This window comes from Nocardia sp. NPDC006982 (genome assembly GCF_042869435.1).
Taxonomy (GTDB): domain Bacteria; phylum Actinomycetota; class Actinomycetes; order Mycobacteriales; family Mycobacteriaceae; genus Nocardia.
The window spans coordinates 1,737,675-1,753,823 of record NZ_JBIAFV010000001.1 but is presented as its reverse complement, the minus strand read 5'-3'; the positions used below and the strand labels follow the sequence as shown (position 1 = coordinate 1,753,823).

Genomic DNA, 16,149 nt, shown 5'->3' with positions numbered 1-16,149 from the left:
ATGGAGCAATTCCTCGCCTTCGGCATCGTCGGGCTGAGCACCGCGGCGATCTACGCGATCATCGGTAGCGGCCTGGTGCTCACCTACACCACCACCGGCGTATTCAATTTCGCGCATGGGGCGGCAGGCATGATGTCGGCATTCGTGTACTGGCAGTTGCACATCGGCTGGGACGTGCCAGCGCCGTTGGCGATCGCCGCGGTGCTGCTGGTATTCGCGCCGCTGTTCGGCTTGTTCTTCGCGTGGGCGCTGGCCCCTACCCAAGGCCTCGGCGATGCGGAGAAGTTGGTGATGACCATTGCCCTGCTGAGTGGTTTGATCCTGCTCGCCCAATGGGTGTGGGACCCCAACACGGCCCGTACCCTGCCGAAGTTCTTCGCCGAACAGCGGCCGTTGCACTTCGGGGTCGTCACCATCACCTGGCATCAGGCATTGACGATGGTGGTCGCGATCGCGGTGGCCGTCGGCCTGCGGATCCTGTTGTACCGCACCAGGACCGGTGCGGAGATGCGGGCCACCGTCGACGATCGTGCGCTGGTGGGTCTGACCGGCGCCGACCCGCGGCGGGCGAACCGAGTCGCGTGGATTCTGGGCATCGAGTTGGCGGCGATCGGCGGCATCCTGGTGGCGCCGACCGTCGCGCTCGATGCGCCACAGTTGTCGCTGCTGATCGTCAGCGCCTACACCGCGGCGATCTTCGGCCGGTTGCGCAGCCTGCCGATGACCTTCCTCGGCGCGATCGTGGTCGGCTGTCTGGAGAGTTACCTCACCGGCTATCTGCCGCAGAACGAATATCTGCCGGGTCTGCGGCTGGCCGCGCCCGCGCTGCTGTTGTTCATCGCGCTGCTGCTGTTCCCGCACGGACGGCTGCGCGGTCGGGATCGGCGCCTGAGTCCGGTACCGCTGCCGACGGTTTCTGGATCGGCCGCCTTCGCGGGGGTGGTCGTGGCGCTGGGTGTCGTGCTGGCCACTGTCCTCGGCGAGGCCGATCTGATCACCTACGGGCAGATCTTCGCCTTCGGCGTGATCGGGTTGTCGTTCGTGCCGTTGGCCGGATACGCGGGGCAGATCTCGCTGTGTCAGCTCAGCATCGCCGGAGTCGGGGCGGTCGTCTATGCCCAGTACGGCGCGGACGGGCAGTGGTGGGCATTGCTGCTGGCAATGGCGGTCGCGGGTGCGGTGGGCGCGGTGATCGCATTGCCCGCGCTCCGGTTGTCCGGGGTCTATCTGGCCCTGGCGACGGTGGCGTTCTCGGTCGTCCTCGACCGGTGGGTATTCACCTTGCCGACCGTGCACATATTCGGTACGAAGATCAACTTCTTCGAACAGGGCTCGGTGAGTCTGGTCGGGCCGCACCTGTTCGGCCTGCATCTCGACAGCACCGCCCAGGTGACCGTATTCGCGGCGGTATGCCTGGCGGCGGCGGGCTTCGCGATAGCGATGCTGCGGCGCAGCCGGTTCGGGCGGCGATTGATCGCGATGCGCGACAGCGAGGCCGCGTACGCGACCCTCGGCGGCAATCTGCTCATGGCGAAGGTGCTGGTGTTCGCCCTCTCGGCGGCCATCGCCGGACTCGGTGGTGCGCTGTACGGCATGCAATTGCGGGCGGTCACCTCCGATCACTTCAACCTGGTTTCCGGGTTGCCGATCTTCCTGATCGTGGTGATCGCCGGACTCGGCGCGGTCGGCAGCGGCTTCTTCACCGGCGCGGCCTACGCCGGGCCGCTGCTGGTGATTCCGGTGCTCTGGCCGTCACTGTTGAACCTGTCCCAGGTGCTGCCTTCGCTGGGCGGTATCGCCTTCGCCGGCGGCATGCTCGGTCAGGGTGCGATTGCCACCATGCGGGAGGAATGGCTGCCGATGTTTCGCGATCGTGTGGTGATGCCGGTGGTGCTGGTCGTCTCGGTGCTGCTGTGGGTGCTTCGACTGGCTGATGTGATCACCGGCTGGCATTTGTTCTTCGGACTGGTGCTCGTCGTCATCGGTGCCCGCGTCTGGATCGCGCGGCAGCGCGTGCCGGCCGAACCCGAACTACCGGTCGAATGGTGGGGGATTCGGCGGCCATGGCGTACCCAGGACGAGGAGGTGTTGAGCCGTGCCACCGCTGCTGCACGTTGAGGATGTCAGCGTCGTCTTCGGCGGCCACCGCGCGCTCGACGGCGCGGGGTTGGTGGCCGAAGCCGGTCATGTCACCGGATTGATCGGTCCGAACGGTGCGGGCAAGAGCACGTTCTTCGACGTGATCTGCGGTCTGCGCAAACCGGCCTCGGGACGCGTGCTGATCAACGGGCGCGATGTGACCCGGCTCGGTACGGGCCGCCGCGCCCGGCTCGGGATGGCTCGCACCTTCCAGCGCCTGGAACTGTTCGGACGCTTGAGCGTTCGTGACAATCTGCTGGTCGCCGCGGAACTCGGGCCACAGCGTCGGCATGCCGCCCGGGTCGTCGACGAGATCATCGAACGGTTGGACCTGCGCGAAGTCGCAGACAGCAGTGCCGATGCGCTACCGACGGGGACCGGCCGATTGATCGAGGTGGGCCGGGCACTGGCCGCTCGACCAGAGCTCATCCTGCTCGATGAACCCGCGGCCGGTCAGGACCACAGCGAGACCGAACGATTCGCGGCGCTACTGCGTTCGCTGGCCGCCGACGGGACGGCGGTGCTGCTGGTCGAACACGATATGGGGTTGGTCATGAATGTCTGTGACGAGGTCTATGTACTCGACCTCGGCAAGGTCATCGCCTCGGGCCCACCCGAGGTGATCCGGCGCGACGAAACCGTGCTCGCGGCCTATCTGGGGGCGGCATGACCGTGGAAAGTATCGAAACAGTCACGCCGACAACGGATCTCGTCGCCGACCCGCTATTGGAACTGCGTGAGGTGCGCGCGGCTTATGACGCGATCACAGTGCTGCACGGCATCGATCTGAGCGTCGTCGGTGGTCAGGTGGTCGCGTTGCTCGGGCCGAACGGCGCGGGCAAGACCACCACACTGCAGGTCGCGGCCGGTGTGCATCCGGTCGCGTCCGGCCAACTGCGGTTGGGCGGACGCGATATGACCGGTGCCGACCCACGCGACTTGGCCAGGGCCGGGGTTTGCCTGATCCCGGAGGGGCGCGGCGTTTTCCCCAATCTGTCTGTCCGCGACAACCTGCTGATGATGACTTTCACGGGTCGCTCCCGCGAGGAGATCCAGGAGATCGCCTTCACCCGCTTTCCGATTCTCGGGAAGCGGGCCGATCAGACGGCAGGCACCATGTCCGGCGGCGAACAGCAGATGCTCGCCCTGGCCCGCGGCTTGGCCACCGATCCGGCGGTCCTCATGCTCGACGAACTGTCCATGGGGTTGGCGCCGTTGGTGGTCGGTCAGCTCTACGAGCAGGTCGCCGAAATCGCCCGGCAGGGCGTGGCGGTCCTGGTCGTCGAGCAGTTCGCCGCGGCGGTCCTGGATATCGCCGACCACGCGGCCGTGCTCGTGCGCGGTCGCATCGAAAAACAAGGCCACCCCGACAGCATCCGCGACGAACTGGCGGCCCTCTACTTAGGAAGCTCCGAATGACCGAAACACGCGCGGACCGCTTCGTCCGCGAACTCGACGAGGCCAAGATTCCCGACCCCGCGGCCGGCCGGGCCGTGCTGTGGCTGCGCACCGGAGTGACCCTCATGGTGCTCGGCCTACTGGTGGCCGTGGTGTCGTACTTCATGTCGCACGGCACCAAAGACCCACTGGCACAACGTGATGCGATAACTCTCGCACTCGGCGGCGTGGCGGCGAGCGTGGTGGGATCGGCGCTGTTCCTGCGCTATTCGCTGACCGGATTCCTGCGCTTCTGGCTGGCCAGGCAGTCCTACGATCTCGCGCAGTTGGGTGACCAGTTGAACGGAAAGGCGGTTACGCACGACGGTGCCGCCGTCCCGTAGGGCGGGCCGCGGTCCGTAGTGTCCCAGCGCCGGGCGATAATGTAATTCTCATGAATGAGAGCCAGTTCGAGCCGTTACCCACCGAAGAGCACCACGAAGGTGGGTTTCGGCCGGCGCGGTCTCCTTCGCTGGATCGCACGCCCGATATCTCCCGTGGCGGTCCGCACTACGGGGAGTTCATCGAACAGATTCGCGGCCTGATGGACCGTGTGCGACTGGCAAGCCCATCCGATGACGTGGCGCTCGAGACGATCACCACGCTGAAGGAACTCAACGGCCTGTTGGACACGGTCCTGGTCGACGAGTGGTCGGTGCCCACTTGGGTTCGATCCGACCTGCCCGCGAACGGCAATATCACCCTGCCGCCGTTCGTCGTCGACCGCTCCGACCGCGACGGCGTGTCGGCTCGTATTACCTTTCGCCGCTTCCATCTCGGCGGCAATACGGCGGTGCACGGCGGTCATGTCGCGCTCGCCTTCGACACCGTGCTCGGCATGAGCGGGGTCGCCTATTCGGGGGCGGCGATCCGCACTGCTTCACTGACCGTCGACTATCGGTCCATCACGCCGCTCGACACAGAGCTGACCATCCGCGCCAGGGTCGAGCGGCAGGAGGGGCGCAAGATCTTCTTGGTCGCGACCCTGCACGATGGCGACCGGCTGTGCGCCGATGCGCACGCGCTATTCCTTACCTTGCTGCCCGGACAGCAGTAGTCGCCAAATATTCGCAAAACACCTCTAACTGCCCGCATCCCTTGTAAGAATGACATTCTCTCAATGGAGAGAGAGATTCGCGTAGGGAAGAAGTTAGTTATCGTGAAGATGAGGAACCTCACCGCGGCGGCCGTTCATCAGCGGAAGGCTGCCGAGGAGGAGGGGTTGTGAACAGTCGCAGACGACGCGTGTCAACCCGTCGGCGCCTACGCGGTGCATAGCCATGCCGATCTTGCATGTAGGCATGATGTCTTTCTATTTCTCGGCTGTGCCCTTACTGGTATCAGCATTCTCGTTCTATGAGAACGTGATTCTCGCTCTTCTTCAGCTCCAATATCAGTGAGGCAGCAACATGCATCAGATACCCAAGGCGGCCGGATGGGCGGCCGTTGCGATCGTGGCCAGCACGATTTGCGCGGGAACCGCGACCGCCGAACCGGACCAGGCCGCCACGCCGTCCTCCGTCGCGGTAGTCGATAGTTCCCAGCAGGCCGGTGCGGCGCCCGCGGATCCCGGGCAGGAATACCTGAACGCCTTCACCTCGATCACTGGCGCCTTCGCCAACGATTCCACGGCAGGCCGGGTGGTCGGGACGACGATCGGTGTGGTCGTCGGGTGCCCGTTGGGTGCGGTGACCGGCGGTGCCCTCACGCTCCCGACGGCCGTATTGACACCGGTAGGGATCGTCGGCGGCTGCATCATCGGTGCGAGCACCCTCGGCTTCCTGGGTGGGACCGTCGGCAGCATCGTGACCGGCTCACCCGCGATGAGCAATGCCTTTGGCCAGCAATACAACTCGCTGCATTCCAAGGGGCTGATCGCCGAAGAGGTCCCGAACCCCGATTCGGCCCAATAGCTCACCCGACCCAGGAGATACACAACAATGAACCTCAAGACTCGTGGCATGGCCGTCACCACCTTGACTGCGGCAGCGGTCGCGATCGCCGCCGGTACCGCGCGCGCCGACGCGGATACCGGAGTTGCCGTCGATGCCCAGCAGAATCAATCCGTCACCACCGACGTTGCGCCCGGCGTGCATTTCAGCGACGACCTCGCCGTCGGAAAGTCGGTGCTCAGCACGCCTTTCGGCACCGTAGTCATGCAGCAGGGCCAATTCGACGTCCGTGATGCTACGGGCCGGACGGTTGCCGGATCTCCGATCCAGGACGAGGCCGGCTCGGCACCGGTTGTCTCCGACTCGAGCACCACAACTGCGGCGCTTCCGATCACCGCAGCCGCTGCCCCGGTGGCGGGTGATCCCATGTCGAACTTCAATCAGGCTGTCGAGGCTGCGAACCCGCATATGGGTGCCGCCTTTGCGGTGGGTTCCGCGGTCGGTTCGGTGCTCGGTGCCGTGGTGGGCTGTCCGTTCGGCATGGCAACGGGCGGCACTCTGATGACGCTCATGTCGGCGGGCACGCTGACGGTCCCCGCGCTCGCGGCGACCTGCCTGATCGGTGCGGTCGCGGTGGGCGGCTTCGGAGCTACGGTCGGCGGTCTCGCCCTGGCCATCCCGGTCGGTCTTGCTGCCGGAACGCAGAAGTACAACCAGTTGCAGGCTCAGCACGGCACCGATGCGCCTGCGGCTCCGGCCCATTCGTAACCCTCACGCAGTTGCCCGGCGGGGCGTTCACCGGTTGTGCTCCGGTGATCGTCCCGCTGGTGCGTTAGTGCAGCTGGTCCGATCGCCGGAGTCGGCTCCGGCCACCAGCGAAAGAGCGCGCATGACAAAGACTCTCGGAATCATCGGTAGCGGGAATATCGGCAGCGTGGTCACCCGGCGGGCCATCGCGGCCGGTGTGGACATCGTGCCGCGGGCCGGCCGGTGGGGCGAATCCGGTCTTCGATCGGGACTGACCCGTTCTCGGGAAAGTGCGCTGAGGTCGGGCCGGTTGATCTGCCCGGCCATCGTCGGTGCGGCCCCGCGCCGAGCGCCGCACCGAGCGCGCGCTAACCGAGCAGTGGCAGCGCCGCGAAGACGTGGTCGCGCCACAGACCGCGAGAGGTTTCCTCGGGGTAGGCGACGACCGAAGGTTTCGCATCGAGGATATGAGTCAGGCGCTGCTCCGAATCGTAAGCGGCCCAGCCGGGTTCGCTGGTCCTGACGAACTCGCTCCAGCGTGCACGCATATACGCCGACAGTTCCCGGGCAAACCGGGTTCGGATTCTTCGACGGTGGACCGGTGGCCGAGAAGAACTTCCCGGTTCCCGGCGACATCGCCGCGATACCCGCGCTGCACGGACTGACCGGCACCATGCTCGGTCCCGATCGCAAGGCGATCCCGGCCGCCCCCGACTTGTGCCAGAACGGATTCGGTGTCCGGAGCCAGATATGCGGCCAGTCCCGCGATGCCGAGCAGATTCATCGTCTGCGGTAGCGCAGATACGACAGATGGTCGCACGCGCTCGGATGCGGTCCGACCGACTCCGGCAGCGGAATCTGCACGGTTACCACGGATTCGGTGACCGAAGAGATCGCCGATGTCGAGATCACCAGCACTTCCGTGCGCTCGGCGTCGCTCGGCTGCGCATGTGCGGGCACCAGCACGGCTGCCGCCGCGACGCCCGTCATCGCCGAAGTGATTGCGCGCCACCATGTTCTTGCCGACCAGAGACCTGACCACACACGCCGTATCAACGCTGAGTTCCCTTCGTCGGGCCGGATTCCCGTTCCGGTCCGCCGAAGCTACGAGTCGTCCTCCTCGGTGTCAATCACGCAGTCGCGCCGCACTACCCGCGCTGAACAGGGCTTTTGTGAAGCCGTTGTAACAGGTTCCGCTGATTTTGTGGTATCTGACGAACTCGCTCAGCGGCCGATGAAACCTGGCGTGCGCTTGGCTTTGAACGCCGCGATGCCCTCGGCGACATCAGCGGTCTCGAAGAGGGCGGACTGACCTTCGCGTTCCAGGTCGAGCGCCTGGTCGAGCTGGGCGAGGGCCATCGCGTTGAACGCGCGCTTGGTGCGGGTGTATGCCGCCGTCGGCCGGTTGGCGAGCTTGGTTGCCAGCCTTGCGATTTCGGCATCGTAGTCGGTATCGGGCACCGCCTGGCCGATCAAGCCCCATTCGGCAGCCAGCGGTGCGGGAATGCGCTCGGCCATCATGGCCATGCGGGCGGCGCGGGCATATCCGATCAGAGTCGGGACCATGGCGGTGGCACCGCCATCGGGCATCAGACCGACATTGGCGAAGGCGAGCAGGAAGTAGGCGGATTCGCGGGCGACCGTGATGTCCCCGGCCAAGGCCAGCGAACATCCGACGCCGACCGCGGGACCGTTGATCGCCGCGAGCACCGGTTGGGGTGCGGCGCGCAGGGCACGGATCAACCGGTTCGCTGCGTCGAGCGTCGCGACCTGTGGACCATTGCCGGCCGAGTTGGAAAGATCCGCTCCCGAGCTGAATGCCCGCCCGTTGCCGGTCACGACGAATACCCGAACGGTCGGATCGTCGCCGAATTTCTCGACGACCGCCGCGGCCTCGTTCATCATGTCGCCCGTCAGGGCGGTTGAGGGTCAGCCGCACCATCGTGTCGGTGCGTTCCACGAGGACATCGGGCTGATCGGTCATGGTCGGCCTTCCGGGTCGAGAATCGGACTGTGAGTTACTCTAACCAGATTAGGTATACTCTTTCCGGTCGGTTCCGGACATGAACGACTGGAGCGTCGATGCAGTTGGTCCCGCTCGTCGACGCGGTTAGTTTTTAGTTATGCCGGATTCGGGGATCGATTTGTTCGACGAGTCCGCGGTGGAGCTCACCGCGGACGGAACTCCGGCCACCCCGATGGTGGTGGTCCCGCTGGACGCATTCGGCGCGGAAACGCCGGACCGAGTCGCCCGGACCGCCGAACGGATGAATCAGGCGCTACCGCTCGTCATCGGGGTGCTGCGTGGGCCTGCGACACCCGGCCTGACGTCCCTGCTGGAGGCGGCGACGCTCACCCTCACCACGGACGCCGCGGCGAGCTCGTTGCCGCACGCCGTTGTGGTGGACGACATCGATGCCGCGCTCGATCTGCTGGGGGCGGCGGTACAGCATTCGCCCCGCGCGGCCGTCGCGTGTGGACAGTTGCTGCGCCAGACGGTGCGGTTGCCGACCGTGCCCGGGCTGGCGGCGGAGGCGGCGGTGTACTCGATGCTCCTCGGTGGCACCGAATTCGAGCGTTGGCTGGCCGAGCGTGGCGCGCCGCGCACCGTCGCGCCGCCGGAGCATGCATTGGTTCGGACACACCGCGACGACGATCGCCTGACGATCACGCTGAATCACCCGCAGCGGCGCAATGCCCTCAGCATGCGGCTGCGTGAGGAACTGCTGGAGGCGGTGCGCCTGGCCGACCTCGATTCCACGATCACCGCCGTCGAAATCAACGGGGCGGGGCCGGTTTTCAGCAGTGGCGGCGATCTGGACGAATTCGGTACGGCGACGGATCTGGTGGCCGCGTATCTGGTCCGGCTGGACCGGGCGCCATGGCGGATCATCGACCGCATCCGGGACCTGGTCACGGTGCGCGCCCACGGAGCATGCATCGGTGCGGGGGCGGAGGTGGCCGCGTTCGCGGGCACGGTGATCGCCGCCCCCGATACCTATTTCGCATTCCCGGAACTGCGGATGGGCCTGGTGCCCGGAGCGGGCGGTACCGTCAGCGTGCCGCGGCGGATCGGCCGCTGGCGCGCCGCCTGGTTGATGCTGACCGAACAGCGATTGACCGCGGCGGACGCACTGGACTGGGGCATGGTCGACGCGGTGGAACAGACGAGGAGTTGATCGCACACGGATACCTCGGCTACGGCAGCGGTGCAGCGGGATTGGATGCGGTCACTGTGCCCGCCCGATGTCCTGTCGCGCCCGGTCGAAACGCAGCCGGAGTGCGCGGCGCTCGCCTGGGCGGCGTCCGGCGCGATGGATCTGACCGGACGCCCTGATGGCGCTCCCGCTGTCTCGCCGGCGGCGGCATACGGACTACTCCTCGAAACCACCGGGGCGCTGGCGCGAATCACCGCGCAGATCGGCTCCGAGGTTCGTGCCGATCCGGGGCTGCTCCTGGCCGGTCGCGCCGGATTGCTGAACCTACGACGCGGCGGTCGGCAGACCGCGGGCGGAGCCGGTCGATTGCTGCGCACCTCGGACGGTTGGTGCGCGATCACCTTGAGCCGCCAAGACGATATCGACTCGGTGCCCGCGATCCTGGGGATGGATTCGGTGGCCGACGATCCGTGGGAAACGCTCACCACGGCCGCCCGTGCGTGGACCGCAACCGACCTCGCCGACCGAGCACAGTTACTTGGCGTACCCGCCGCCGCGCTGCTCGCCGCTGCGGACCCTGCCGCTGTGGTGCCTGCCGACGCGCTGTCCGCTGCCCCGCCACCCGCCGCTGCGCTGCCTGTCGACGCGGACCCCGCCGCGGCGCTGTCTGCTGCCGGACACCCCTTCGACGCGCTGCCGGTCGATGCGCACCCTTCCACTGGCGTGCCCGACGACGCGGCACACACTGTCGCCGGATCATCAGCCGCACCATCCGCGACGCCCGGTCCCCAATGTCCCTGGCAGACAAGTCGGATTGCCGAACCGGTCGTCGGAGCGCGGCTGGACGGGGCTGTGGTCGTCGATCTGTCCTCGATGTGGGCTGGCCCGCTGTGTGCCCATCTGCTCGGGCGCGCAGGCGCGCGGGTGATCAAGGTGGAGAGCACGCGGCGCCCGGATGGCGCGCGCCGCGGTGATCCCCGCTTCTTCGACTGGCTTCACGGCGGGCACGAACAGATCGCCGTCGACTTCCACACCGCCGCGGGGCGGGAGACGCTGCGCGAGTTGGTGTCCACCGCGGACGTGGTGATCGAGGCATCGCGGCCGCGGGCGATGGCCCAACTAGGGCTGGCTCCCGGGGAACGTGTGCATCGCGACGGACAGGTCTGGCTGAGCCTGACCGGATACGGACGTGCCGAGCCGATGCGCGTGGCATTCGGCGACGATGCGGCGGTGGCGGGCGGCCTGGTCGGCTGGGACGCGGGCGAGCCGGTGTTCTGCGGTGACGCCATCGCCGATCCACTCACCGGAATCTGTGCGGCACTGGCGGTATGCTGCGCCGTTCTCGGTGGCGGGGGACAGCTGATCGACCTGTCCATGCGCGCCACTGCCGCCGCCTTCGCCTCGGCCCCCGCGCTCACCCATGGACCGCATCGAGTGCTTGCCGATGGTGCGGATTGGGTTGTCGAATGCCCGCACTACGGTCGTTCGCAACGGGTACTGCGTCCGCGGGTACCGCAACTGGACGGAATGAAACGAATTGTGCCCCATGTTGATTCGTGACGCGGAGGTATTCGGTTCGGGCCGGATGGACGTGCGCACCCACGGCGGTGTCATTACCGAATGCGCGACCGGTTTGGTTCGCCTGCCGGGTGAGGACGAGATCTACGCGGGCGGTGGCTGGTTGCTGCCCGGATTGCACGACCACCACATCCATCTGCGTTCACTCGCGGCGACCTACGAATCGGTTCCGCTGGGCCCGCCGCAGGTGCGCACGGCAACCGAGTTGGCGGCGCGATTGCAGGAGGCCGATCGAAAGCTGCTGCCCGGCAGGTGGATTCGCGGCACCGGATACCACGAGTCGGTAGCCGGACCCCTCGATCGTGCGGTGCTGGACCGGATGCTCCCGCACCGTCCCGTGCGCGTGCAGCATCGCACGGGTGTGTTGTGGCAGCTCAACTCGATGGCATGTGAGCTGGTCGGCCTGGACGGCAATGACACGTCGGGTGTGGAACGCGACGAGAACGGACGGCCGACCGGGCGGCTGCGCCGTCTCGACTCCTGGCTGGGCGAGCGAATCGACTCGCGGACAACGGATCTGGCCGCAGTCAGCGCCGCCGCGGCGGCGATGGGCATAACCGGATTCACCGACGCGACCCCGGGACTCGCACAGACCGATATCGACCAACTGGCCGAGACGGTCGAAACCGGGCGGATCGTCCAGCGGGCGCACTGCATGGCTCCGCCCGAAGTGTTGGAGCCCAGTGGCACACGATTCACGTTGGGCCCCACCAAGATCGTGCTCGACGATTTCGATCTGCCCCCCTTCGACGAATTCGCCGACCGGCTGCGCGCGATTCATGCCGCAGGCCGGGCTGTCGCGGTGCACTGCGTTACGCGGGTGCAGTTCATCTTGACCATGGCCGCGCTGGACCTGGCCGGTGTGCGAGCGGGGGATCGGATCGAACACGGTGCGGTGATCCCGCACGAATCGCTGGATTGGCTGCGCGGACAGCGAGTTACGGTCGTCACCCAGCCGCATTTCGTGGTCGAACGAGCCGAGCAGTACCGCGACGAGGTGCCCGCGGAGGATCTGCCCGATCTGTGGCGGTTGCGTTCACTCCTCGATGCCGGGGTCGGTGTCGCAGCTGGGTCCGATGCACCGTTCGGCGCACCCGATCCGTGGTCGGTGGTGCGTGCCGCGGTACATCGGCCGACGGAATTCCATGCCGCGGAAGCGGTTTCGGTCTCCATAGCGCTGTCGCTGTTCTTCGGCGCACCCGAGCGCCCGGCGACGCCGCGCCGGATCACCCCGGGCGCGGTCGCCGACCTGACACTGCTGTCGGTACCGCCGGACGAGGCCGCCCATCACCTCGATGCCGAGATCGTCGCGGCGACCATCGTGGCGGGTGACCTGGTGTATTCGGGTCAGTAGACGCCGCACATACCGTCGATCGAGACCTCTGCCGCCAGCCCGTCAGCGATCACCAGGTCGGACTCGTGCACAATGCCCTTTTCGTCACGCATCGGGTGCTCCTTGCCGATGAATTTCGTCAGTTGATGACAATTATTGGGCGATAGCGAGCGCCCGGCGACGCGTCTGTCGGATCCCGGTGAGCGGAACGATCTCGAGTACGCCTGCAGATCGCGTCCGCAACAGCTTTCCGGAATCCCGGCACTGCCTCGGCAACCCCACCGGAGCTCGGCTTTCCCGACTATGATCGGCAGGTCGGGGTCGGCAGGTTTGCCTCGAGAGGTGATCGTATGGTCGGACATCGCGGCTTCGGGGGTTCGCGCGGATCGACGCCGGTCGATTAGCCGATTCGCCATGTCCGACTACGAGAACGAACACACCCAGCGCGATATCCGGTTCGGGATCGCCGCGGAACTGACCGCCGCCGGATTCGAGGATGCCGAGGAGATCGGCCGCGGAGGTTTCGGCGTCGTCTATCGGTGTCTGGAGCCCTCACTCGATCGCACCGTCGCGATCAAGGTGCTGACCGCGGAGATCAGCGGCGACGAACGCGAGCGATTCGTCCGGGAACAGCACGCGCTCGGCCGACTCTCGGGCCACCCCAATATCGTTGCGGTTCATCAGGCCGATGTGACCGCCGACGGCCGTCCGTTCATCGTCATGCCCTTCCATTCGCGCGGGTCGCTGGATGCGCGATTGCGCGCGACGGGGCCGCTGCCGTGGCAGGAGTTGCTGTCGATCGGGGTGAAGATCGCCGGGGCGCTCGCCGCGGCGCATGCGACGGGCACACTGCACCGGGATGTGAAGCCCGCGAACATTCTGGTGACCGATTACGGGGAGCCGCAGCTGGCGGACTTCGGCATCGCGCATATCGGCGGGGGATTCGAGACCTCCGCCGGACGCATCACCGGCACACCGGCATTCATCGCACCCGAGGTGCTGCGCGGTGCGCCGCCGAGCGCGGTTTCGGACGTTTACAGCCTCGGCGCCACCATGTTCTGCCTGCTGACCGGGCACGCGGCCGTCGAACGCCGGAGCGGTGAGGCCGTGCTCGCGCATTTCGTTCGAGTCACCTCGACACCCGGTCCCGACCTGGGGGAAGTCGACGTCCCCGCCGAACTCCGCGCCGCGATCGAAGCCGCGATGGCCACCGATCCGGACCGAAGACCGCGTACGGCAGTCGAATTCGGCTATCTGCTGCGCGATGTCCAACGAAATTGCGGGCTCGATGTGGACGCCATGGCGGTGCTCGGGGATCCGCACGAACCGCGGTCCGGGCCGATAATGGTGCCCGCACAGCGCGGGACCGGCCCGCGGACCACCGTGCCACCGCCGGTCGCGTCGACCAAATATCGTCCGCCGACCTCGGGACGCCCCCTGGTGGACCGGCCGCGGCTGCTGCGCAAACTGCAGGAGGGCGGCAATCGCCGACTGCTGCTCATTCATGCGCCGCCGGGCTTCGGCAAGAGCACACTGGCCGCGCAGTGGCGCGATGTTCTTACCGCACAGGGGATGGCGGTCGCGTGGTTGACGATCGACCACGACGACAACAATGTCGTCTGGTTCCTCGCCCACCTGGTCGAGGCGATTCGCCGGGCTCGCCAGGATCTGGCCGGCGGGCTCGTGACGATGCTGGAGGAGCGTTCCAACGATGCCACTCGATACGTGCTGGTATCGCTCATCGATGAAGTGCACGACAGCGGTGCGCCGCTCGCCGTCGTCATCGACGACTGGCACCTCGTCACCGATGCCGGTACCCGCGCCGCCATGGAATTCCTGCTGGACAACGGATGTCATCACCTGCAGGTGATCGTCACCGGCCGAACGCGTGCGGGATTGCCGCTCAGCCGGATGTGCGTCGGCGACGAACTGGTCGAAATAGATTCCGACGACCTGCGATTCGATGATGCCGAATCGACGGCGTTCCTTCTCGACATCAATCGCTTGACGCTGGGCAGGTCGCAGGTCGCCGAACTGCTCGATTCGACCGAAGGCTGGATCGCGGCGCTGCAACTCGCTTCACTGTCGCTGCGCGGCAGCAGTGATCCCGCCGAGTTCATCGATCAACTGTCGGGCCGGCACGAGGCGATCGGCGAGTACCTCGTAGAAAACGTGCTCGACACTCTGGATCCGGACCTGCTGGACTTTCTGCTGGCGACCTCGATCACCGAGAAGATCTGCGCCGGACTGGCCGAAGCGCTGTCGGGCCCCACGGCCCCAAAGCTGTTGCAGCAGGTCAAGGCCCGAGATCTGTTCCTGCGCAATGTCGATTTGCGGGACAATATCGGCGACCACTTCGAGTGGTTCCGCTATCACCGCATGTTCGGCGATTTCCTGCGCCGCAGGCTGGCCGAACAGGATCCCGACAGATGGATCCGGCTGCACCGCATCGCGGCCGACTGGTTCGCCGACCACGCGATGTTGAACGAAGCGGTGGATCACGCACTGACCGCGCGTGATTCGGCGGGTGCGCGGCGCCTGATCGAGGAACGCGCGACGGAACTGTTGGAGAGTGCCCGGACGGCCACCCTGCTCGGGCTGGTCGCCAAACTGCCGACGGCGGTCGCGGTATCGAGCGCGCGCCTGCAACTGTTCGTGGCTTGGGGCAATATCTCGCTGCAGCGGCCGGTGGCCGCCGAGGCGGCCCTGGATCGGGTCGACGCGGTGCTCGGCGCCGATCGGCCGGATGCGGACGACACCGCCGGACTCCACCTCGAGGCCATGCTTGCGCGTGCCGCGTGCCGACTCACCGCCGACCGATTCGCGGAATTGCCGGAGTACGTCGCGCATCGGCTCGAGTCGGTGGTCGACCCGTTCATCGCGACCGTCGCGGCGGGGGTCGGATCGGCAGCCGCCCTCTATCGGTTCGACTTCGACGAGGTGTACCGGTGGCAGCGGTGGGTGGCGCCGCATCGGGCCCGGGTCAAGGGGCCGACCGGCTTACTGCACAGTTACGGCTTGACCGGGGTGGCCGCCTTCGAGCAACTCGATATCGCGGCGGCGCAGGCGCATCTGGAAACCGCTCGGTCGCTGGCACTGGAAACCGGCCGCCATTCCTACGTCACGCGTATGACGGGCGCACTGCTCGGTGCGATGTGTTATTGGCGGGGTGAACTCGACGAAGCGGAGGCGCTGCTCGACGAGAGCGTCAAGGCGGGGCCCGAAGGCGGAGCGGTCGAATTCGTGTCGGCAACATATGGAATCGGCGCGCGGATCGCGGCGCTGCGGGGCGACCTCGGCGCGGCGCGGGAGCGACTTGCCAAGGGGGCGAAGATGGCCCGCAATCTCGCGCTGCCCCGGTTGGCCGCCCGCATCGTCAACGAGCGAATCCGCCTCGGCCTGCCCATCGCCGCAGACGAGGCCGCGGCACTGAAGCGGCTCGAGCCCTACCGCGCCGAAGGAGACGGAATCGCCATCCTCACCTCGGAAATCCAGTGGGATTCGGCAATACGGCTGCTATTGACGGATCACTCGGCCGGGGCCGCCGAGACCGCCACCGTATTGGCCGAGCGGCTGGTACGCGGACTCGAGCGCCAGCGCCGCCCGCGGGCGTTATTAGAGGCGCGTCTGCTATCGGCGTGCTGCCTGGCAACCGCAGACCGCTTGGAAGAGGCGATCGCCGTGCTGGACCCGGTATTGGCGCAGTGCGCCGAACTCGGCCTGCCACGGTTGGCGGCCGATGCCGGAGCCGCCATCGAGCCCGCCATCGTCGCGCTCATCGGTACCGATCCGGCGCTGCGCCGGACGCCGCTGTCATTTCTGACGCAATTACTGCCCGCCGGTACCGGTCGGCGATAGTCCCCGA

At 66.9% G+C, this 16,149-nt stretch carries 16 protein-coding genes; 12 read left to right on the top strand and 4 right to left on the bottom strand.

Features of this window, described 5'->3' with window-relative positions:
- The 7 genes from ACFYOW_RS07905 (at position 1) to ACFYOW_RS07875 (ending at position 6,236) form a co-directional block, all read left to right on the top strand.
- Positions 1-2,118: an ABC transporter permease gene (locus ACFYOW_RS07905; RefSeq protein ID WP_387285576.1), complete on the top strand. Its 2,118-nt coding sequence runs from the start codon at positions 1-3 to the stop codon at positions 2,116-2,118.
- Complete coding sequence (locus ACFYOW_RS07900; RefSeq protein WP_387285574.1) at positions 2,096-2,809, top strand: ABC transporter ATP-binding protein; 714 nt, start codon at positions 2,096-2,098, stop codon at positions 2,807-2,809. Before ACFYOW_RS07905 ends, ACFYOW_RS07900 begins: the two co-directional genes overlap by 23 nt.
- Positions 2,806-3,558, top strand: coding sequence for an ABC transporter ATP-binding protein (locus ACFYOW_RS07895; RefSeq protein WP_387285572.1), 753 nt, complete (start codon positions 2,806-2,808; stop codon positions 3,556-3,558). The genes ACFYOW_RS07900 and ACFYOW_RS07895 overlap by 4 nt, the downstream gene beginning before the upstream one ends.
- The gene (locus tag ACFYOW_RS07890; protein ID WP_387285570.1) at positions 3,555-3,920 is read left to right on the top strand and encodes a hypothetical protein; all 366 of its coding nucleotides are present in this window, start codon (positions 3,555-3,557) and stop codon (positions 3,918-3,920) included. Before ACFYOW_RS07895 ends, ACFYOW_RS07890 begins: the two co-directional genes overlap by 4 nt.
- A 50-nt stretch (positions 3,921-3,970) precedes the next feature.
- On the top strand, positions 3,971-4,633 hold the full coding sequence (locus ACFYOW_RS07885) for a PaaI family thioesterase (RefSeq protein WP_387285568.1): 663 nt from the start codon (positions 3,971-3,973) through the stop codon (positions 4,631-4,633).
- Positions 4,634-4,985: 352 nt separating this feature from the next.
- A complete protein-coding gene (locus ACFYOW_RS07880) occupies positions 4,986-5,489 on the top strand; it encodes a hypothetical protein (protein ID WP_387285566.1) in 504 nt (167 codons plus the stop codon).
- Between the two features lie 27 nt (positions 5,490-5,516).
- A complete protein-coding gene (locus tag ACFYOW_RS07875) occupies positions 5,517-6,236 on the top strand; it encodes a hypothetical protein (protein ID WP_387285565.1) in 720 nt (239 codons plus the stop codon).
- Positions 6,237-6,583: 347 nt separating this feature from the next.
- Here ACFYOW_RS07875 and ACFYOW_RS07870 read toward each other — a convergent pair whose 3' ends face one another.
- The gene (locus ACFYOW_RS07870) at positions 6,584-6,763 is read right to left on the bottom strand and encodes a hypothetical protein (RefSeq protein ID WP_387285563.1); all 180 of its coding nucleotides are present in this window, start codon (positions 6,761-6,763) and stop codon (positions 6,584-6,586) included.
- 53 nt (positions 6,764-6,816) lie between these two features.
- On the opposite strand from ACFYOW_RS07870, the gene ACFYOW_RS07865 reads away from it, so the two are divergent.
- Positions 6,817-7,011 (top strand): hypothetical protein, encoded by a 195-nt coding sequence (locus tag ACFYOW_RS07865; protein WP_387285562.1) that lies wholly within the window; start codon positions 6,817-6,819, stop codon positions 7,009-7,011.
- Here ACFYOW_RS07865 and ACFYOW_RS07860 read toward each other — a convergent pair.
- Positions 6,996-7,205, bottom strand: coding sequence for a hypothetical protein (locus ACFYOW_RS07860; protein WP_387285560.1), 210 nt, complete (start codon positions 7,203-7,205; stop codon positions 6,996-6,998). The genes ACFYOW_RS07865 and ACFYOW_RS07860 overlap by 16 nt on opposite strands.
- A gap of 234 nt (positions 7,206-7,439) precedes the next feature.
- Complete coding sequence (locus ACFYOW_RS07855) at positions 7,440-8,120, bottom strand: enoyl-CoA hydratase-related protein (protein WP_387285558.1); 681 nt, start codon at positions 8,118-8,120, stop codon at positions 7,440-7,442.
- A 218-nt stretch (positions 8,121-8,338) separates the two neighbouring features.
- Between ACFYOW_RS07855 and ACFYOW_RS07850 the strand changes: the two genes are divergently transcribed.
- Genes ACFYOW_RS07850 through ACFYOW_RS07840 form a run of 3 tightly spaced genes read left to right on the top strand, consistent with a single transcriptional unit; the run spans position 8,339 to position 12,305 of the window.
- Positions 8,339-9,394 (top strand): enoyl-CoA hydratase/isomerase family protein, encoded by a 1,056-nt coding sequence (locus ACFYOW_RS07850; protein WP_387285556.1) that lies wholly within the window; start codon positions 8,339-8,341, stop codon positions 9,392-9,394.
- 45 nt (positions 9,395-9,439) lie between these two features.
- Positions 9,440-10,933 carry a CoA transferase gene (locus ACFYOW_RS07845; protein ID WP_387285554.1) on the top strand — a complete coding sequence of 498 codons (1,494 nt, stop codon included), beginning with the start codon at positions 9,440-9,442 and terminating at the stop codon, positions 10,931-10,933.
- Positions 10,920-12,305, top strand: a complete 1,386-nt coding sequence (locus ACFYOW_RS07840) for an amidohydrolase family protein (RefSeq protein ID WP_387285552.1) — start codon at positions 10,920-10,922, stop codon at positions 12,303-12,305. The genes ACFYOW_RS07845 and ACFYOW_RS07840 overlap by 14 nt, the downstream gene beginning before the upstream one ends.
- Here the strand turns inward: ACFYOW_RS07840 and mftA are convergent.
- On the bottom strand, positions 12,299-12,397 hold the full coding sequence (gene mftA / locus ACFYOW_RS07835) for a mycofactocin precursor MftA (RefSeq protein WP_387285550.1): 99 nt from the start codon (positions 12,395-12,397) through the stop codon (positions 12,299-12,301). The genes ACFYOW_RS07840 and mftA overlap by 7 nt on opposite strands.
- 301 nt (positions 12,398-12,698) lie before the next feature.
- On the opposite strand from mftA, the gene ACFYOW_RS07830 reads away from it, so the two are divergent.
- On the top strand, positions 12,699-16,142 hold the full coding sequence (locus ACFYOW_RS07830; RefSeq protein ID WP_387285548.1) for a protein kinase: 3,444 nt from the start codon (positions 12,699-12,701) through the stop codon (positions 16,140-16,142).
- Positions 16,143-16,149 lie beyond the last annotated feature (7 nt).